18 protein-coding genes and 1 pseudogene are annotated in these 20661 nt (G+C 44.5%); 10 read left to right on the top strand and 9 right to left on the bottom strand.

Going from position 1 to position 20661, the window contains the following annotated elements; genetic code table 11:
* Positions 1-214 precede the first annotated feature (214 nt).
* Positions 215-1104, top strand: a pseudogene (locus AAHK14_RS06800) (transporter substrate-binding domain-containing protein).
* Positions 1105-1220: 116 nt separating this feature from the next.
* On the opposite strand, the gene AAHK14_RS06795 reads toward AAHK14_RS06800, so the two are convergent.
* Complete coding sequence (locus tag AAHK14_RS06795) at positions 1221-1460, bottom strand: helix-turn-helix transcriptional regulator (protein ID WP_065256966.1); 240 nt, start codon at positions 1458-1460, stop codon at positions 1221-1223.
* A gap of 122 nt (positions 1461-1582) precedes the next feature.
* On the opposite strand from AAHK14_RS06795, the gene AAHK14_RS06790 reads away from it, so the two are divergent.
* From AAHK14_RS06790 to AAHK14_RS06765, 6 genes are all read left to right on the top strand, one after another.
* Positions 1583-2509, top strand: coding sequence for a WYL domain-containing protein (locus AAHK14_RS06790; protein ID WP_065256967.1), 927 nt, complete (start codon positions 1583-1585; stop codon positions 2507-2509).
* Positions 2506-3510 carry a hypothetical protein gene (locus tag AAHK14_RS06785; protein WP_281133747.1) on the top strand — a complete coding sequence of 335 codons (1005 nt, stop codon included), beginning with the start codon at positions 2506-2508 and terminating at the stop codon, positions 3508-3510. The genes AAHK14_RS06790 and AAHK14_RS06785 overlap by 4 nt, the downstream gene beginning before the upstream one ends.
* A 62-nt stretch (positions 3511-3572) precedes the next feature.
* A protein-coding gene (locus tag AAHK14_RS06780; RefSeq protein ID WP_345952322.1) for an IS5 family transposase occupies positions 3573-4342 on the top strand; the annotation gives its coding sequence in 2 pieces (ribosomal slippage) (positions 3573-4058 and positions 4061-4342; 768 coding nt in all).
* Positions 4339-5637, top strand: a complete 1299-nt coding sequence (locus AAHK14_RS06775) for a hypothetical protein (protein ID WP_281133749.1) — start codon at positions 4339-4341, stop codon at positions 5635-5637. Before AAHK14_RS06780 ends, AAHK14_RS06775 begins: the two co-directional genes overlap by 4 nt.
* Positions 5638-5651: 14 nt before the next feature.
* Positions 5652-6842: a hypothetical protein gene (locus tag AAHK14_RS06770; RefSeq protein WP_065256735.1), complete on the top strand. Its 1191-nt coding sequence runs from the start codon at positions 5652-5654 to the stop codon at positions 6840-6842.
* Positions 6843-6853: 11 nt separating this feature from the next.
* Positions 6854-7603 carry a hypothetical protein gene (locus tag AAHK14_RS06765; RefSeq protein WP_065256736.1) on the top strand — a complete coding sequence of 250 codons (750 nt, stop codon included), beginning with the start codon at positions 6854-6856 and terminating at the stop codon, positions 7601-7603.
* 157 nt (positions 7604-7760) lie between these two features.
* Here the strand turns inward: AAHK14_RS06765 and AAHK14_RS06760 are convergent, their stop codons facing one another.
* From AAHK14_RS06760 to AAHK14_RS06730, 7 genes are all read right to left on the bottom strand, one after another.
* Positions 7761-9266 carry an anthranilate synthase component I family protein gene (locus AAHK14_RS06760; RefSeq protein WP_065256737.1) on the bottom strand — a complete coding sequence of 502 codons (1506 nt, stop codon included), beginning with the start codon at positions 9264-9266 and terminating at the stop codon, positions 7761-7763.
* A 95-nt stretch (positions 9267-9361) separates the two neighbouring features.
* Entirely contained in the window at positions 9362-9688 is a 327-nt protein-coding gene (locus tag AAHK14_RS06755; protein ID WP_065256738.1) for a sulfur transferase domain-containing protein, read from the bottom strand.
* Between the two features lie 327 nt (positions 9689-10015).
* Positions 10016-11743: a SulP family inorganic anion transporter gene (locus tag AAHK14_RS06750; protein ID WP_065256739.1), complete on the bottom strand. Its 1728-nt coding sequence runs from the start codon at positions 11741-11743 to the stop codon at positions 10016-10018.
* Positions 11744-11767: 24 nt separating this feature from the next.
* Positions 11768-14662, bottom strand: coding sequence for a DNA polymerase I (gene polA / locus AAHK14_RS06745; RefSeq protein ID WP_065256740.1), 2895 nt, complete (start codon positions 14660-14662; stop codon positions 11768-11770).
* A gap of 107 nt (positions 14663-14769) precedes the next feature.
* On the bottom strand, positions 14770-15072 hold the full coding sequence (locus tag AAHK14_RS06740; RefSeq protein WP_227514759.1) for a hypothetical protein: 303 nt from the start codon (positions 15070-15072) through the stop codon (positions 14770-14772).
* 153 nt (positions 15073-15225) lie between these two features.
* Positions 15226-15441, bottom strand: coding sequence for a 30S ribosomal protein S21 (gene rpsU / locus AAHK14_RS06735; protein ID WP_062499344.1), 216 nt, complete (start codon positions 15439-15441; stop codon positions 15226-15228).
* Between the two features lie 155 nt (positions 15442-15596).
* Positions 15597-16505 carry a DUF808 domain-containing protein gene (locus tag AAHK14_RS06730; RefSeq protein WP_065256742.1) on the bottom strand — a complete coding sequence of 303 codons (909 nt, stop codon included), beginning with the start codon at positions 16503-16505 and terminating at the stop codon, positions 15597-15599.
* A 310-nt stretch (positions 16506-16815) separates the two neighbouring features.
* Here AAHK14_RS06730 and AAHK14_RS06725 point away from each other — a divergent pair, with 310 nt between their 5' ends.
* The 3 genes from AAHK14_RS06725 to AAHK14_RS06715 all read left to right on the top strand — a co-directional run bounded on the left by AAHK14_RS06725 (position 16816) and on the right by AAHK14_RS06715 (position 19850).
* The gene (locus tag AAHK14_RS06725; protein WP_065256743.1) at positions 16816-17673 is read left to right on the top strand and encodes a DsbC family protein; all 858 of its coding nucleotides are present in this window, start codon (positions 16816-16818) and stop codon (positions 17671-17673) included.
* Positions 17674-18050: 377 nt separating this feature from the next.
* Positions 18051-19352 (top strand): homoserine dehydrogenase, encoded by a 1302-nt coding sequence (locus tag AAHK14_RS06720; RefSeq protein ID WP_065256350.1) that lies wholly within the window; start codon positions 18051-18053, stop codon positions 19350-19352.
* Positions 19353-19481: 129 nt separating this feature from the next.
* On the top strand, positions 19482-19850 hold the full coding sequence (locus tag AAHK14_RS06715; protein ID WP_065256351.1) for a hypothetical protein: 369 nt from the start codon (positions 19482-19484) through the stop codon (positions 19848-19850).
* A 60-nt stretch (positions 19851-19910) separates the two neighbouring features.
* Here AAHK14_RS06715 and AAHK14_RS06710 read toward each other — a convergent pair whose 3' ends face one another.
* Positions 19911-20642: an SPOR domain-containing protein gene (locus tag AAHK14_RS06710; RefSeq protein ID WP_065256352.1), complete on the bottom strand. Its 732-nt coding sequence runs from the start codon at positions 20640-20642 to the stop codon at positions 19911-19913.
* Between the last annotated feature and the right edge of the window lie 19 nt (positions 20643-20661).

Genomic DNA, 20661 nt, shown 5'->3' with positions numbered 1-20661 from the left:
TAAATGTCAAAGATAGGCACGCCCCAAGCAAAATCACATTCCCATCCACATTTGAAAATAAAAGTTATGGATTTATAATATAAAGTAATGCATTTTATAAATATATTAAATAAAAGTCATCATTTTAAATTATTCATTAGATAAACACTTGTTTAGAACATGCGTAAATGATAAAATCCAGTATTACATTGTTTAAAAATCATGAGTAATTTTTATGAAACATGCAAAGCCCATCTCGCTCGCCCTTGCTCTGTCCATCGCTCTGTTTGGCTGTGACAGTAGCCACGAACAGCCAGCCCCAGTGACAGACAGCACCACAGCCACATCAACACCCACTGCTGATGCCCCACCAGCTCGTCAGTCAGACGTGGTCTATACCATGGCGGTTGATTCTACCATTCCACCACTTGCCTTTAAGGATGAAGCAGGCAGAGCCATCGGCTACGACATTGATATCATCAAAGCCATTGGTGAAAAACAAGGATTTGATGTTGAAGTGATTTCTGTGGGCTGGGACGGCATTTTTGAACCACTAAACCAAGAGACTTATGACATCGTTGGTTCGGGAGCTGGTTGGTCAGAAGAACGTGCCGCTGCTTATGATTTGTCAGGCATCATCGTTGATGCTCGTGTCTCAGTGTTTCACTTAAAAGACAATACTGGGGTCAATTCTCTTGCCAGCTTAAAGGGCAAAAAGATTGGCGTTCCCACAGGCTCCTATCACAAAGAGCGAGCCATTGAACTGGCAGGTAGTAACGAAAATATCATCGACTACCCCACATCTTTTATGGCGGTCAGAGCTTGATTAATGGTGAAGTGGATGCCATCATCGAAGACGACAATGTCGCCCTGTATTATGCCAATAACATCAAGCAAGATAACCCCAACTTTGACAAAGAATTGGTGAGTATGAATATCGATGAACTCACCAAACTAGATGGCAAGTCAAGCGGTAATGTCTTTGTCATGAAAAAAGGCAATAAAGAACTCAGCGATAAGGTCAATGCAGGCTTACAGCAAATCAAAGAAGATGGTACGCTATCGCAAATTCACGAAAAATGGTTCGGTGTCAAGCCATCAGAAGAGCTTCTAAAACAACAGTAACATGCTCTGTATCACTTGTCAGTCCCCAGCCCTTGGTTGGGGATTTTTATACCCAAAAATACAGCTCAAATCACACACCTGCCATTAATATGGACACAACCTGTCCATATCATGACTTATTCTGTCCGTAACACTAGGTCAAGCCCCACCTTTGGGTCAATGCCAAGTGCTTGACAATACTGGATAAATTCCACCACATCAAGACGGCGGTCGCCATTTTCTACCCGTTGGACGAACGAATGCGGGCGGTCAAGTCGCTCGGCAAGCGTCCGCATGGGTAAGTTTTGGGCTGTGCGTGCGTCATATAGCCACGTTCGCAAGGCTATCATTTGGGTGGTGTGAATACTTCTGGTCATGGCAATCTATTTACACCATATTGACCGATTTACTCAAAATGAGTACAATATACTTATTTACTCATGGAATTTTTGTCATAAAATGGTAAGATAGTGCATACTTTTATCACATTTAAAAACACATGAGCAACAAACACGAACGACTGGCAGACAGATTTGCCGACATTTTTATCCGCCTAAACAGCAACGAACGCCTAAACACCAAAGCACTGGCGGACGAATATGGCGTGTGCGATAAAACCATTCGCCGTGATTTGGCTCGCATGGAGTGCTATCTGCCGTTGGTGCGTGAACGTGGGGTCGTGTCTTTGGATAACTCACGCCGTTTTAACCTAACCCACAAAGAGTTTGGTGAGCTGATTAAACTCATTGGTATTCATCATTTATTACCGAATATGGATATTGGCTTTTTAAGGGAGCTAATTAAACAAAAATCCGACGGATTATTTCAAATCAAAGGTTATGACTATGAAAACATCGCCAGCTTACAACCAGTCATGAATTTGTTAAGAACGGCGGTGTTAAATCATCAAACCGTCATTTTTGAATATAAAGACACCCTTCGCACCGTCATGCCTTATAAGCTCATCAATCATCGTGGCTGTTGGTATGTGGTAGGCTTGCAAGATAATAAACCTGATGACATAAAAACATTTCGGCTCAGCAAAATCAACAATATCCACCTGACCGAACAAAGATTTGTTGTCAATGATGACATCAAACAAAAGATTGATGACAATGGCGGTATTTGGTTTGGCAAAAAATTGGTGTCGGTTTTGATAACGGCTGATGAATATGCCAGTGGGTTTTTTATGCAAAAGCAAATATTGCCCAATCAAAAAATCATCAAGGTTTTGGATAATGGCGGACTGCTTATCCAAAGCGATGTCTATCACCAATCACAACTATTTCCCATGATACGTTCTTGGATTCCCCATTTAACCATTACCGAGCCAAAAGACTGGCAAGGGGATTTGGAGAGGGGGCTCAGAGAGTATCTTGGTACAAACAATTCACCCAAACTTGCACAAACGGAGCAAAACTCATGACCAAACGCAAAACAGCCCCAACACAACAGCACTCTGCCATTGCACAACAAATCACGACCGTATTGGCAAATCGTAAAGCCAATCTACCCACAATCTCTCGTGAAATAGAGCGTTGGGAAAATACATTGAGTGAATTAAAAACTCTAAACCAAAAATTACAAGAATATAATCAAGACAATGCTGACAATCCATTGTCTTTTTCTGCGTTAAATGACATACAAGCCAAAATTCCCAACATCCTAAAAGAGCTAGGTAGTTTGCAAGAACGCTTTAACAGAGATACGATTAATATCGGTGTTAGCGGTCAAGCCCGTGTCGGTAAAAGCACTCTATTACAAACCATCTCAGGGTTAAATGAAAACCAAATCCCCACAGGCGACAATCTGCCAGTAACTGCCGTAAAAAGCCAAGTCTACCACAGTAATGACAATATCGCTCATGTGGAATTTCACACCTTTGATTCTTTTAAAGAAAATGTGCTATTGCCCTATCATGAAAAATTAGGTCTAATTACCCCTGAAACATTGACCGCCTTTAAAGGCTACAAATACCCCAACGACCTAAGCGGGCTTGCCAATCAAGAACCGTCCAACATCACGATTTTGCAAAAGCTAAAACAAATGCAAACGGCATTGTTTTCTTATGAAAACCTACTCGGTCAAAATCCACAAAACATCAATCTAGAAGCCTTGCGTGAATATGTTGCCTACCCAACCAGCGAGCAAGAAAAAGACGAATCCACTTGCCCACGCAAATATTTGGCAGTCAAAGATGTTAAAATCTTTTGTCCGTTTCCAACCACGCCTGTCAGCCAACTTGGACTGATTGACCTACCTGGTTTGGGTGAGTTGTCTGCCAGTTTAGAAGAACATCATTTGCAAGGCGTAAAAAATGGTGTGGATTTTGTCATTTTGGTCAAAAAACCTGGTGGGACAGACGGATTTTGGACAGCCAAAGACGGTGCGGCGGTCAATATGCTAGGGCACGTTGAACTTTATTAACAAAACAAAAAACGATTTTGGTACAATGCAAGCTCTAACCCAAACAAAGCACCAAAATCGTTATGGCTCGCACCTTACTCACAAATGAACAATGGTACAAGTTAAAGATTATTCTACTACAACTTGGTATCTACAACAAGCACAATCTTAGATTAACCGTAGAAGGCATTTTGTTTCGCATTCGTACAGGCATACCTTGGCGAGATTTACCAGTTTGTTTTGGTTATCATAACACCATTTACAAAACCTTTGTGCGTTGGTCTAAGCTAGGCAAACTCATGAAATTGTTTCAATGCTTATCCGAAGAAGCTGATGCTGAATGGGTATTTATAGATGGCAGTTACATCAAAGCTCATCAACATGCTTGTAATGTCGCTAACAAGACAGAACAAGGCATTGGCAAAAGTGTGGGTGGAAATACCACAAAAATTCATCTTGTGGTAGATGCTTGTGGGAATCCCATAGACTTTATCATCACAGGTGGACAAGTTCATGATGTTAAGATTGCTCCACAGCTGATAGAACAAAACAAACAAGTTTTACAAAGCATACAGAAGTATTAAGTGCTGACAAGGGTTATGACTGTGATGACCTAAGGGAGCAAATTAAACAAACCAATACAACACCCAACATACCAAAACGCAGTAATAGCAAAAGTAAAGACCAAAACCCAATAGATGACTACTTATACAAATTAAGACACCTAGTAGAAAACGCCTTTGAAAAATGCAAAAGATTTAGAGCGGTTGCTACAAGGTATGATAAGCTACTGGTGTGTTATGAAGGTACAGTAGCTTTGGCTTTTGTTTGTCAATGGGTGAGATTGTTGTGAATGTTCAACGTGCTCTAGACAAAGCTAAAAGTTTTCAAGACCGTAAAGACTTTATTAGCATTCTTATCAACAAAGACAAACGCATGAGTGATGAACAACTCTCCGCCTTGCGTGGGCATATCTTGCGTGAAGTCAATGAAGGCGAGAACAACAAAAACTATCATGTTTTAGAAACCGATGTCATTAACAAAACCACACTAGATGATGAGTTGCTCACGCCTGTTATGTCGCATTTGGCAGAACGTCTTGATGTCATGGACAAGCAAATCATCAATGGCGTTTTTGGCTCATTTAACACACTCGGTCAAGATATCATCGCACTCATAGACAGCATTAACGATCAGTTAAAAGCAGGTACGGTATCTAATGGTAGCTTGCGTGAAGAGTTAGATGATATGGCAAAAGACATCAGTTCTGACATCTCCGAAAGTATTCAAGAATACGCCAAAAAAGTCGCCCCACGCAACGAACGCTACACCCAAAAATACGAATCCGCCATTGAAGAGCGTTGCAATCAAATCAAAGCATGGATTGATAATGGCTTTGGCGAAGGCGAAGAACAATGGATAAAAGAAATCCAAAAAGAAGCTAATAGAAACAGAGGTTTGCTCGGTGCTGGCGAATCTGCATGTAATAAAGTGCGTGTCGCTATCAGCCAACAACTTGCCGAACTTGATGTATTTTTTAATCAAGAAATTGATGAATTTTTGACCGACATTGCCAATATTTTTAAAGAGCATACAGGCGAGCTTATCAGTGCGGACAATCAAGGCAAAACCGCCCTACAAGAGCTGTCTTACAGTCTAAATAACATTCATGAAGACGGTCGACCCAACCCTGCTGATATGCTTGCCAAAGCCATTGATGATTTGTGTGATATTGAGCTAAACTACCGCAAACAAATCCACCCCAGAATGCGTGAGAGTCTCAATGCCTTAGAAGCTCGTACCACTAACGAAGACGGCAATACCGAGTATCGCCTAAAAGACGGTGGCAACGCCGAAGGTTTACACAAAGAAATCAAAAGCCTTGCCATGCAGGCACTTTATAACACCAAACTTGCCCTGCTTGATGATGCAGATTTCCCACGACAGGTGTTATTTGCCACCTTAGAGCATTTTGAAGATGAAGTTGTGCGTGGTAAACATAGCGACAGAAATTTCAAACGTATGACCCATGCTTATTTTTATGACCTAAATCCTGTGAAATTTAAAGATTATCAAATGGCAAGCAAACGCATGAGCGACATTCGTACTTCATTAAATAACCTACAAAACCTTGCAAAAACCGCTTAATTTAAGGAAAACTTATGACTACTTCAACTTATACCATCAGTATGCTTGGTCCATCTCGTGTGGGCAAAACTTCCATCATTGCCAGCGTCTTTAACACTGCCGAGCAGGAGCTTTTGGCGGGCAAGCCTTTTACCCTAAACAGCGATAACCACAAGCCCACACAAAAGAAACTTGCCACACACGCTCGTGAACTAAGAAGCTCTATCCAAGCGGGCGATTTTAATTCAGGGGCAGTGGCGGGTACGCAAGAGCCTTTTACTTTTAAATTTGAATTGTCATCGGTCAAAGACAGCGATGTCAAATTAGGTTTTGAGATTTTAGACTTTCCTGGTGGTTGGATTGACACCATCAACCGTCCCGACAGTGCTGACAGTCAGTGGGCAACTTGCAGAGAAACTATTATGAAAAGCTCTGTCATCATCATTCCTGTGGAAGCGGGGGTGATTATGAATGCCAAAACCCAAGAACAGCTTAGGGCGGTGGAATACAATCTGCAAACCGAAGACATCAAGGAAATCATCAAAGACTGGGCAAAAACCAGACAAAATCGTTATCCAAACATACCATCCACCATCATCTTTGCTCCTGTCAAGGGGGAGACCTATTTCAAGGATAATGTCAATAAACACAATAAAGACAGAAGTACTGAATTGTATAATCTTACTCAGCAGTACTACAAAGAAATCATAGAAACCGCCCAAAGAGAATTTGGCGACAATCGCAACTTATCCATCATCTATACCGCCATAGACACCATTGGGAGTGTAACCATCACTTATGGCGATTGGCATAAAGAAGACGACACCCTACGATTTAGCGGTCAATATCATATCACCCACAACGAGCTAAAACCCAAAGGCGGTGAAGATATTTTTATCACCATCTGCAAAACACTCGTTCAAACCCAAAAATATCGGGAAGAATTATTGTTTGTACAAAAATCACTAGATCATGACCATGCCGAGACGCTAGCTAAACATGCTCGTGAGCAGGCTGAAATAGATAAAGGTTTTTTTGGCAATATTGGCATGTGGTGGTCAGGCGAACGAGATAAGCTACGTGCAGAAGCAAGCAAAAAAGAAGAGCGTTCTGTGCAAGCCAAAGAAGTCAAAGAAATGCAAGCCAAAAAACTTAATGCCGTAGCCACACTAATCCAAGAGATTTCCAAAGATGAATTATCATCACGCACTAAGGCTATTGTTTAAAGGGATACATGATGAAACAGTATGTTAATACCCGAAGCATTACCAAAGACTATCGCTACCTAGGCGAAAAGCCTGATAACGCTTGGCTTGGGGTTTATGCCGAGCTGACCAGCTTTGAACACCCAACCATCATCTTTGAAAAAGAACACGAGACATTCCGCTTATTTTTAAGTGGAATGCCGTCCACTCGCAAAGATAAGGTGGGTACAATCATTCGTTACAGCTTTTTGTTCATGGGCAACATTGACGAATACACCAAACTATCAGGTTTGGTGTCTGCATGGGCAACAGCCATTGACAACCCTAGCCACATTGCCCAAAAACTTGGCGAGCTGTATGACGAAAATGCGGTCAGTCAGATGATTGAAAACGATACATTTGACGACACCGCCCAAAAACAGCTTGATGATTGGCTTGGCAGTTTTGACAAAAGCGACCATGCTTTTGCCCAAAAAATATCCGAAATCATCAAAGATGACTTAGGGGTGGTTTGCTATCTTAATTTTGTTGAAGATGAAAAAGATATAGTGGAGCTTAACAAAAAAGCTCATATTTGGCTTAGCCAGCCAAACAAATTTATCACGCACACTCCACCGCCAATCCAACCACAAAAGCCAACCATTACCCCACAACCTGCCGTTTCAACCCCTTTGCAAACCAACCAACAAGCGGAGGGTGAGAAGGGCATGGGAAAGATTTGGATAGGCATCATATTACTCATCGCTATCATAGCAATAACACTATATCTGATAGGCATGTAGAAAAAGAGCAAAAATCAAAATTTGATAAAGCTAAGGATAAAATAAAAGACAAGGTAAAAGAGAAGTTTTTCCCGCAACCTTCAAGTGATGATGACTTCTTTTGGTAATTAAAAATCAGCCTAACCCATAAGGTTTGGCTGATTTCATAGGCTTAAACTTAAACCAAAAGCCCCCCACACGCCATTTCCACCGCTTTGACAATCGCCAATGCTTTTTTGTTGGTTTCGTCCCATTCTGCCACGGGGTCTGAGTCCGCCACCACGCCTGCCCCTGCTTGGATATGGACTTGTCCGTCTTTTAGCACAGCAGTACGAATGGCAATGGCGGTATCCATGTTGCCCGCCCAGCCCAAATAACCCACTGCCCCACCAAACACGCTACGGCGAACAGGCTCCACTTCGTCGATGATTTGCATGGCTCGGATTTTGGGAGCTCCTGACAGCGTGCCTGCTGGGAAAGTTGCACAAAATACGTCTAGGGCATCCTTATCAGCTGACACCACGCCTTCTACGTTGCTGGCGATGTGCATGACCTGCGAGTAGCGTTCAATAAACATTTTATCGGTTACCTTGACCGTGCCGATGTCGCACACCTTGCCAATATCATTACGCCCTAAGTCAATGAGCATCAGATGTTCAGCGATTTCTTTTTGGTCGGAGAGTAGCTCGGCTTCTAATGCTAAATCTTCTGCCGTATCCATGCCACGACGGCGAGTCCCTGCCAAGGGTCGCACGGTAACTTTGCGCTCATCGCCCACCGCCTCAACGCGAGATAAAATCTCAGGCGATGCCCCTACGATGTGAAACGGCTTATCATTGGCAAGCTCGCCTTGGATAAGAAACAGATAAGGGGACGGATTAAGGTATCTCAACGCCCGATACACCGCGAGCGGGTCGCCACTGTACTCACCTGACAGACGTTGGGCAGGAACAACTTGCATGACGTCCCCTGCCTTGATGTATTCCTTAATGCGGTTTACGTCTGTGCAGAATTTATTTTGTCCTGTCTGTGAGACAAAATGCGGTAGGGGCTGTTTTTTGACGGTCAAATCAGGTTTGTGAGTGAGCAGATTTTCAATAATATCAAGTTGTTTGACCGCTTTTTTATAGCCGTCTTTGGCGTTCACATCGGCATAGACCACGATAGATAGGGTGTGTTCTAGGTTGTCAAATACCACCACAGACGATGATAGGGTAAGCCACATATCAGGCAGAGCCAAAGGGTTGGGCGAATTTGACACGCCCACAGACGGCTCAATCACTCGTATCATGTCATAACCAAAATAGCCTACCAATCCGCCACTAAATGCAGGTAGCTCGGACATTTCGTTTTGGCATGGGGTTTTATATTCTGCCATAAAGGTACGGATAAAATCAAATGGGTCGGTGTCGTGCGTGGTCGTCTCGTCCTTGCGAGTATCCTTTACCACCACTTTACCGTCATGATACTCGATGACAATGTCCGAACCCAGCCCAATCATAGAATATCTTGCCCAACGTTCGCCCCCCACCACCGACTCAAACAGATAAGCGGACGCAAAAAATTTACGCAAATTGGCAAACACCGACACAGGCGTGGCATCGTCCATAAGGCGTTTTTTAATCAAGGGAATGTGGGTATAGCCTTGCTCGACTAGGTCGTGGAAGTCGGATAAAGATAACATGGGAAATCCTAAAAATCGTTTGGATTATTATAACCCAAAATACATCACAAAAGACAATAAAAAAAACCGCCTAAGCTCTCACTTGGCGGTCATCATCAAATTAGCCCACTCACCACAGCCGACTGATACAAGCGTTTGGCACGGCTACCTGTACCACAAAACACCATGACAGGCTTGGGCAAATCAGACAACAGATGAGCAAATGCCGTCACCGTCTCCAAATGCAAACTCTCGCCATCCACAGGCAGATGACGATAGGACAAGCCAACCTGCTCGGCACTTTGGCACAGCTCGGCAGTCTTGGGCTGACCTGCCATCTCATCATCAAAACGCAAATTTATCAAACTCTTAAAACCCAGCTCGGACAAGGCTTGGCATTGACAAGGGTGGATTTGTTTATACAATGTGATGTTCGTGTGCATGTGATTCCCCATACTTGGTGATTTATCGTGGAACTTATCTTACCCAAAAACAGATGAGCGTTCAACGCCAATTTGGCATAAGCTTATGAAAAAATTTTAAAATTTGGGGGATTTTTAAAAATTTTGGAATAAGGGGTGTTAAAATGGTTAAAATTTAATCAGTCTGATTTTCAATTTTCAATTTTCAATTTTCAATTTTCAATTTTCAATTTTCAATTTTCAATTTTCAATTTTCAATTTTCAATTTTCAATTTTCAATTTTCAATTTTCAATTTTCAATTTTCAATTTTCAATTTTCAAAAGATTATCGGCGGATTTGGCGGACTGTCAAGTATTTTTTAAGGTATTTACCGCCATGCCTGTACTTAAAAACACCTGACCGCTTAGTGCTGTGATGACAGGGGTATGAATGAGAGCGTCCATGACAGGCCCTTTGATTTCGGTAAAGTGTAATTGTTTGTCCCCCATGATGAGCGTGCGGTTAAAGTCGGCAAGCATTTCTTGGGCGGATAAATCCACGTGATTGACCGCCGTCATGATGATGACGATGTGGCGAGCGGTAGGATACTCACGACAGATGTCATCTAGGGCGGTGCGGACGGTGGCGACATTACCAAAATACAGGCTCTCATCAATGCGAATGAGTATCATGTTATCAAAGGTCTGTACGTCATGGCGATGAATGTTCCTAAAATGCTCACTATCCCCAACCTGCCCCACGACCGCCATATGCACACGGTGCGAGCGGTAGATGATGAGTGCAAAGCTGACCAATAGTCCCGTGATAAGCCCGATGTTAAGCCCAAAGCCTACGCACGCCAAAAAGGTCATGGCAAGGGTTAGGGCTTCGCTTTTGTCTTGGGCGTGGGCGACCCTAAAACTTGCCACATCAATCATGGCGATGGCGGACGTGATGATGATGGCAGAGAGTACCGCATAGGGCAGTCCTGTGATGAATTGCCCCAAAAATAACGCAATAATCAGCACGCCCATCGCACAGACCATAGACGATAGGGGCGTGTTCGCTCCGAGTGCGACATTCATGCTGGTGCGAGAGATACCGCCCGAGACGGCAAATCCGCCAAAGAGCGAGCTTGCGATGTTGGCAAGTCCCAGTCCTTTTAGCTCATGGTTGGGGGCGAAGGGCTCATGGCGAATGCGTGCCAGATTGCCCGCCACACTGGCACTGGATATAAAGGCGATGAGTGCGATGAGCAGAGCAGACGGCAGTAGCGTGATGATGATGTCTAGGCTCACCACAGGCAAGGCAGGCAGGGGCAGATGTGTCGGCAAGGGGGCGAGCGTGGCTATGCCGAGATTGGCAAAGTCATACTGCCGAGCGGTGATAATACTCACACCAACGAGTACCACGATAAAAAAACGGGCGATGTGAGCATGGGTGGATTGGGACAATAGGCGATACAGCACGCCATGCATGAGCGTGGGGCGGTAGCGGTTCATGAGCAGTAGCCCCAACGCCCCAAGCCCTAACATGGCGGTGGGTGCATGAAACAGTCGCTCTTGCCCTGCCATCTTACCCATCATGTCAATAAGTCCATCGCCTGATAAGGGCGTGCCGATGAGATGTTTTAATTGCCCCAAAATAATCAGCACAGACGCCCCACTGATAAAGCCACTTGCCACGCCACGACTGACAAACTGCATAATCCAGCCCAAACGTATCACATGGGCGAGCATGAGTAGCACCCCAACCATCAAGGCAAGCGTTACCGCCATCGCTTGATACTGCAAGCTCCCTAACGCATAGGACGACAACGCCCCTGATGTCATAATGGCGGTAATGGCAACGGGTCCGACGGCATTGACCGAGCTTGAACCGACATAGGCATACACCAAAGTCGGCAAGATAGCACTGTATAGCCCCATGACAGGCGGTAGCCCTGCCAGCAGTGCATAGCCCAGACTTTGGGGAATGACCAGCACCGCCATCATCAGCCCTGTACTAAGCTCAGGCAAGGCACGCTTTGGCTCTGCCAATAAGGGGGCGAGCCATGCGGGGATTATATTAAAAGCAGGTCGTTTGGTAAATGCCATGTCGGTGCTTGTCTGTTATCTTGTTTAGTGAGCTTTCTCCCAATTCTCGCCCACACCAATCTCCACAACGAGTGGCACGGCAAAATCCACGTCCCAACCTAGTTCTTTGGCAGTGTCGGTCAGCACGTTTTGCATGGCAGTTTTGATAAGCTTGCCTATCTCATCCGCTTTGTCGGCATCTACTTCAAACACCAATTCATCATGCACTTGGAGCAAAAGTTTGGCATGGTCTTTGGGCAGGACTTTATTCACGGCTATCATGGCAAGTTTGATGATTTCAGCGGCAGAGCCTTGTAGTGGTGCGTTAATACTTGCCCGCTCCGCCCCTTGTCGTATCATGGCGTTTGATGAGTTAATATCGGGGGCGTAGAGTTTTCGTCCCAAAATGGTGGTAACGTAACCTGTTGATTTGGCGTAACTTTTGGTATTTTCCATGTAGTCATGTATGGCAGGATAACGGGCAAAATACCGCTTGATGTAGTCCTTTGCCACGCCATTTTCTACGCCAAGTTGTTTGGCAAGCCCAAACACACCCATGCCGTACAACAGCCCAAAATTCACCGCCTTTGCCGAGCGTCTCTCGTTTGGCGTTACGTCCACCAAGTCTTTGCCCATGATTTCGGCGGCGGTGGCGGTGTGAATGTCTAGGTTGTTTTTAAAAGCGTTAATCAAACTCTCATCGCCACTAAAATGAGCCATGAGCCGCAGCTCAATCTGCGAATAATCCGCCGCCATAATCACACGCCCTGTCGGTGCGATAAACGCCTCACGAATGAGTCGCCCTGTGTCGGTGCGAATGGGGATATTTTGTAGGTTGGGGTCTGATGACGACAGTCGCCCTGTACTCGTCAAGGCTTGGTGGTAGCTGGTATGCACTCGCCCCTGTTTGTCGGCGACTTTGGCAAGAGCGTCCGTGTAGGTGCTTTTGAGCTTGGATAGGCTTCTATGTTCTAGCACCACGTCCACAAGCGGGTGGTCAATCTTGGCAAGCACCGCTTCGGACGTGGAATATTGCCCCGTTTTGGTTTTTTTACCGCCTGCTATGCCCAATTTATCAAACAAAATCTCGCCAAGCTGTTTGGGGCTTGCCACGTTAAAGCTCTCGCCCGCCAATTCAAACGCCTTTTGTTCTAACTGACTGATTTGATTGTCAAAGGCAAGCGATAATTTACCCAAAAATTCGGTTTTTATCAAAATGCCGTCATGCTCCATTTGGGCTAAGATTTGGGCGGTGGGGATTTCTAATTTGTGCAAAAGGCTATTGGCATTAGTATCTTTTTGCAAATACTCATCAAACACGCTAAACAAGCGATACGTAATGTCCGCATCTTCGCACGCATAGTCGCTTGCTTTATCCATATCCACTTTATCAAAGCTAAGCTGTTTTGCCCCTTTGCCTGCCACATCTTCAAAGGTGGTGGTATTGATGCCCAGATAATGCTGTGCCAAATCGTCCATGTTATGTCGTGTCGCCACGCCATTTATTACATAGCTTGCGAGCATCGTGTCCATGTACCAATTATTTAATTCAATGCCATATTTTTTAAAAACATGACTGTCGTATTTAATGTGCTGTCCGATTTTGCCAATATTGGGGTTTTGTAAAATGGGTTTTAACTCATTTAAAACAAACTCTTTATCCAATTGATTGTCAAGCAAAATATCAAAATCGCCTGTATGCCCCACAGGGATATAATAGCCCTCATAATTATTGGTTGCAACAGATACCCCAACCAAATCCGCCTTTTGCCAATCAATGCTGGTGGTCTCAGTATCAATGGCAAAATACGGCACGCTGTTTAATTTGTCAATAAGCGTATGAAATTCATCAAGGCTATTTATGGTTTTATAAGTACCTTGTTTAATGGGTAAGGGTTTAACAGATAATTCATCGCTGTTATCAGCCAAATTATCATCAAAAGGATTGTTTAATTCATTATCGGCATTGTCATTATTAAATAAATCATCAGCAACAGGCAACTCCGCCATTTTTAATAATGTCAACTGCTCTGCCATTTCTTTTTTAAATTCTAATGTCTTAAATAACTCATATAACGCTTTGGCACGTTTTATTTGTGTCTCTTTGTCATTGTCTAATCTTAATTCGTCAAATGAAATGGGTAATTCTAAATCGGTAACAATCGTGGCAAGGGTACGATTTAGGGGAATTTCATCTTGATGTTCAGCAATTTTTTGTCCAACCATACCTTTGATATTTGCCACATTTGCCAAAATGCCCTCAATGTTGCCATACTCACCAAGGAGTTTGCTTGCTGTCTTTGCACCCACTTTGGGAATGCCTGCAATGCCATCTGATGAATCGCCCATGAGTGTGAGATAATCGGCAATTTGGGTGTTGTGTACGCCAAATTTGTCAAAGACGCCTGCCACGTCTGTGATTTTATCTTTAAAGCTGTCTTCTAAAATCACACAGTCATTAACCAGCTGTGCCATGTCTTTATCGCCTGTGGAGATGACAACAGGGTAGCCCTGCATACAGGCGTTACGAGCAAGCGTGCCGATGATGTCGTCCGCTTCAAAACCGTCAATTTTGATGAGGGAAATGCCTAATTTTTCAATCATCTCATGAATGTAGGGAATTTGTACTTGCAAATCCTCATCCATGGGCGGACGGTGGGCTTTATAAAGGTCTGATAATTTATGGCGAAAAGTTGGGGCTTTTGTGTCAAAGGCGACCGCCATGTGGGTGGGCTTGTATTTTTTGATGAGCTTGCCCAAGGCATTTAGCACTCCACGAGTGGCATTGGTAGGCAAACCATCTTGATTGGACAAAGGGGGCAAGCCATGAAAACAGCGAAATAAGTAATATGAACCATCCACCAAAATCACAGGAGGACGATTTTTGTCAATGCCAGATGTATCAAATTTGGCAAGGTTGGGAATGCTGGTGTAGGTCATGGTATGTTTTAGTAAGAATTTAAGATGACGCCAAAATGGCTAAACTAGGAGTAATCTGCCCACAAGATATCTTAATATCATCTGATATCACAGAATTTGGCGATGATTTATTTGTATTCGGTACACTCTACCTCTTCATCCACACAAAACATTTCATGGTGTTTGGCTCGGCATTGTTTAAGCACATCCAAATGAGCCCTGCCACGACTGGCATTTTCAGAGCGGTAGGTGTTGGTAAAGGCTTTGACCTTGCAAACATAAATGCTGTCTTTATTTTTTTCTTTGACAAGCACAGGCACGCCCACAGGCACAACGACCGCTTGTGCGTTGGTTGCATCAATGGGGGCAACACAGGCGGATAAAGCTAAGGCAGATAAGACAAGAGTCGGGGCAGAAAAACATTTCATCATAATTGAACTCTCAAATGCTCATAAAACTCATTAATAGTTTATTAAAAAATAAAAAAGCATTCAATTTTGAAACACTGTCCAAATCTTACTTTTGGGTATGTTTCATTGATGAATGCTTTTTGTGGCAAAATACCAATGGGCTTTTACATGCGATTAGTATTTACGTACGGTACGTGCTTGCTCACGCCATACTTTTTTCTTGTAACGCTTGACCGCAGCGGCTTTTTTACGCTTACGCTCTTGGGTTGGTTTTTCGTAGAATTCTTTTTTGCGTACATCAGCCAAAACGCCTGCTTTTTCACAAGCACGTTTAAAGCGACGAATGGCAATGTCAACAGGTTCGTTTTCTTTGACCTTTACAGAAGGCATGGGTTACTCCGATTATCAAGACAGCTAAGGCATCAATTTGGCTGTATGTTATAATTAGCTGGTACGGTCTTGGCGTAGGCATCAGCTCAAATTGGAACAAGGTGTTTTTACAAAACCTGCCGATTATAACAAATATCCACCATAAATACAAGCGTTCATGTCTTAATTTTCTTAAATAACACCACCCCCATCAGGGCAACACAACCAGCAATAAAACCCACCATGCCATGATAAATCATCTGGGTCAGACCAGCAAACACCCCCGATAAATGTGATAAATGCTCGGCTTGATGATGAAGCATGTCCACACCATGCACCAAAATGCCACCACCAACCAAAAACATGGCAAGTGTGCCTGCAACAGACAAGAATTTCATCAGCAAAGGGGCAAAACCAAGCAACCAATTGCCCATTTTTTGTTTGATTGGGTCAGGTTGTGCCACCCAGTGCATCCCCACATCATCCATCTTGACAATCACCGCCACCAGTCCGTACACGCCCACCGTCATCACAACAGCAATGGCAGAAAGTGCCAACGCTTTGGACATAAAGGTTGTCTGTGTCATTGTTCCAAGCGAGATGACCACAATCTCTGCCGATAAGATAAAGTCAGTAGCGATTGCCCCTTTGACTTTATCTCTCTCCAATGCCACCAAATCCTCATCATTGGCGTTGGCTTTTAGATGTGCCTCATGAATTTTCTCACTATCTGACTCATGGGGCAAGAGTTTGGGGGCAAATTTATGAATGACTTTTTCAGAACCTTCATAGCACAAAAATAAGCCTCCAATCATCAATAAAGGTGTAATAAGCCATGCTGCCATCGCACTCATGCCAAGAGCAGCAGGGACAAGGATGCACTTATTGATAAATGACCCTTTTGCCACCGCCCACACCACCGCAAGCTCACGGTCAGCACGCACGCCCGTTACCTGCTGAGCGTTTAATGCCAAATCATCACCCAACACACCCGCTGTTTTTTTGGCGGCGACTTTGGTCAGCACCGAGACATCATCTAGCACCGTTGCGATATCATCTAATAGTATAAGTAAACTGCCTGCCATGTTTGCCCCAGTTTTAGTCCAATTTATAAATATGGTGTTGCAAAAGAACTATTTTAACACAACAACGTAAATATTTTTTGATAATCAGCACCCAATCATCCCATCCAACGCATCATCTGCCACACTAGGGATTTGTAAAAACCAAAAGTGAGTAAAATGGTGCGTAAAATAATGAGTATTCTGCTTTTTATTTGAAGATTTTCATGAAAAATGCACATGATAAATACAAAAGACAAGCACATCCTAGTAAAACATGGAAAAATTTGGTATAATGGATCATTTTTCCTTATTATCATTATCGTTTATCATCATGACCATCAAACTTCACCCATCTGTCGCAACCCCATCTATCGCCCTAACAGCCATCATGACCGCCTTACTGCTTGTTGGATGCAACCAAAACAGCAGTACCAACACAGACAATACAACAGCCACCTCAGGCCAAACCCAAGGGGCAAATGCCGAGCCAATAAACAATGCCCCTGCCCACAATGATGACCCCAATCATCAGCCCGATGTCGCCCTTGCCCTACAAAACAACCTAAACAACTCAGGTCTAAACGCTCAGGTTCAATCTGTCATTTTAACTGACATGCCTGAGATGTATTGGGCGACTTTGGATGGTTTTTCACCATTTTTTGTTGATAAAACAGGTACTTATGTCATACAAGGTGCGGTCATGAAATTGGGCGATGGCGGACCTGTGGACATCAGCAGTGCCATGATGTCAAAAGCGGCCGTCTCTGAACTACAAGCCGTGGACAAATCCGAGATGATTGTATTCCCTGCCAAAGGCGAAACCAAAGCATCCATCTATGTGTTTTCAGACCCTACCTGCCAGTATTGTCAGCTCCTACATAAAGAGATTGACCAAACCAACGCCGCTGGCATTGAAGTGCGTTATTTAGCATGGCCTCGTGGTGATTCTATGGTTGGACTCACAGAACGTGTATGGTGCAGCAGCGACCGTCAAGCCGCTTTAACCGATGCCAAAAAAGGCAAAAATATCACTGCTTCAAGCTGTGATAATCCTGTACGCAAACACATGGCACTGGGTCAGAGATTAGGTGTATCAGGCACGCCTGCCATCTTTGCCGAAAACGGGCAACAGCTTGGGGGCTACCTGCCATCGGCTGAGCTTGCCAAACAAGCCATTAATAATCGTTGATGGTTAATTTATAAATAACAAACAAAAAGGGCTGAGTTTAGCCCTTTTTCCGCTATTGATTAACCATATTTTGGATGGATTCGTAGGGGCAAATTGCAATTTGCCCTATATAAAATATTGATTTTTGGGCATGTGTTCGCCCTTACGCATCCACATTTAAGAACAGGGCATGTTGAACAATACCATCCTTTTTATAAATTTTAAAAATAAATCACCCCACCCATCACATCCCACCACCTGTTACAATTTTTACAAAAATTTTTGACAAAACCCATAAAAATTTTTACAAACCCCTAGCATAAGCCACAAACTTATGATAAGTTAAGCAGTTCGGTTTTACCGTCAATTTTTATTATAGATAACCAGTTGGGGCATTCATGAAAGATAAAATTAACATTGCGGTTTTGGGTCTGGGCACAGTTGGTACAGGCGTGGTCAATCTACTAAAAGACAACGCCGTTGAGCTGTCTCGCCGTAGCGGTCATGACATCTGCATCACTCATGTCGGCACAAGACGGCAGCGAGATGACATTGACCCTGCCATCAAACAAAGCGATGATTTGATGGCAATCGCTGCCGATGATGATGTGGACATTGTCATTGAAGTCATTGGCGGTAAAACTGTTGCCAAAGATGTCATCATTCATGCCATCAAACACAAAAAACACGTCGTCACCGCCAACAAAGCCTTACTTGCTGAGCATGGCAATGAGATTTTTGGGCTTGCCGAAGAGCATGGCGTGCAGGTGCGTTATGAAGCGGCGGTGGCAGGTGGCATTCCCATCATCAAAATCATCCGTGAAGCCCTAGCCGCCAATAAAGTGGACTGGGTGGCAGGCATCATCAACGGCACGGGCAACTTTATCCTGACCGAAATGCAACAAAAAAACCGTCGTTTTGGTGACGTACTAAAAGAAGCCCAAGCCCTAGGCTATGCCGAAGCTGACCCCACCTTTGATGTTGAAGGCATTGACGCCGCTCACAAGCTGTCCTTGTTGGCATCGATTGCCTTTGGCATTCCTTTGCAGTTTAACAAAGTGTATTGTGAAGGCATCACCAAAATCAACCTACAAGACGTGGTCTATGCCAAAGAGCTTGGCTACACCATCAAGCATCTCGGCTTTGCGTTTCGTCGTGAACATGGTTTTGAGCTGCGTGTCCATCCCACGCTCATCCCCAACAGCACCCTACTTGCCAATGTCAATGGCGTCAAAAATGCCGTCATGGTAGACGCTCATCCACTGGGGCAGTCGCTGTATTATGGTGATGGGGCAGGGGCAGGGGCGACAGCATCGGCAGTCATGGCAGATGTCATGGACTTGATTTATGTCATCAATGCCAATACCCCAAGCGACGTACCACATCTGGCGTTCGTCCCCGAAGAGCTGTCTGACACTCGCATCCTATCTAGCGATGAGATGACCTGTGGCTACTACCTACGCTTGACCGTCAAAGATGAGCTGGGCGTGCTGGCTGACACCACTCGCATTTTGAGCGAAAACGGCATTAACATTGACGCCATCATGCAACGTGACGCTCACAAATCAGGGCTTGTGCCTGTCATCATCTTGACCTTGCCCGTACTCGAATCGCAGATGAACAAAGCCATCAAAGAGATAGAAGCCCTTGGGGCGGTCACCGAGCCTGTGGTGCGTATTCGCCTAGAAAGTTTAGAATAAGTGGCTCAATAAAGTTTAAAATAATAAAGCCAAACCACAAATGGCAGGACTATGCGATTATAAATTGTCAATTCCCCACCATTTGTGGCATAATAGCATTATTTGAATCGTCATCCGTTAGGAGTTCTCATGAAAGCCAAATTATTTACCGCCATCATCAGCACCAGCCTATTACTTAGTGCCTGCGGGGGTCATAACAACCCAAAAGCCGTGGACAAACTAGAAGAAGCCGAAGCCAATGCCATCGCCAATGCCCCAAAAGCCGAAGAAGTGAGATTTGATGACCACGGACAGCCCACGATGGGCGGTGTTGGCGGAGCGACAGATGGAGCGGTCGCCCCGACCACAACAGTAGAGCCTGCCCCATCAGAGACCACCACAGAAACCACGGCAGAGCCTGCCCCATCCGAAGCAGAGCCATCAAGTGCCGAGCCAGCGGAACCTATGGCGACCGCCGAAGCTCCCCAAGCTGATGCCACTGCCGAAACTGAGCAATAATAACCACAAAAAATACCGCCTGTCATTGTCATTGCCAAGCGGTATTTTTATATCCAGACCCTAATGCCTTTGTTCCACCACGAGCGAATCTATGCCATTACTACTTAATCTTCTGCTGGCAGAGAGTGCTTCTTCCTTGGAATTCATCGTGTTGGAGATGACCTGATACAGCTCTATGCCGTCATCCACACGCTTGATGACCCGAGCATCCACACCCGACATCATGACTTCGGCTCGCATGCGGTCAGCTTCATCAGGGCTGTCATAACTACGAATCTGCAAGATATAGCTGTTATTGACTGCCGTGATATTGATATTGCCCCCTGCACCGTTTGCCCTATCGTCATCTGTCCCATCATAGGTCAGCTCTTCTTCGCTAATGACCACAGCTTCCGCCTGCTCTGACGGCACGCCATCTTGTCTGGGTCTGGTCGCATCGCTTTGCTCAGACGTGACCACCGCATCAGGCTTGGTCGTCGCTTGGTCGTCGCTTGGTTCCACGCTCTTAGTGCCTGTCACACTCTCCCCTGTTTGAAATTCACGGGTCGGCAAGACTTCATAAAATTCAAAATCATTAGGCTCATCTGCTTGGGGCAACGGCTCAACCTTGACGGGCGGATTGACTTCCACGTCGGTCTTAAAGCCATCAAACAAAGGTGATAGGTATAAGAAAAACCCTATCATGACCGCAATCACCGCCCCCACGAACATCCAAAGCAGGCTAATAAGCCCTGATGACGTACGAACTTTTTGTTTACGACTGATTGGTTTATCATAAGGTCTTTGGGGCATAGAATACCTTTTTATGGTT

Source organism: Moraxella sp. K1664 (genome assembly GCF_039693965.1).
Lineage (GTDB): Bacteria > Pseudomonadota > Gammaproteobacteria > Pseudomonadales > Moraxellaceae > Moraxella.
Note: the sequence above shows the minus strand (reverse complement) of the source record. Positions and strands in the feature narration are given on the sequence as shown.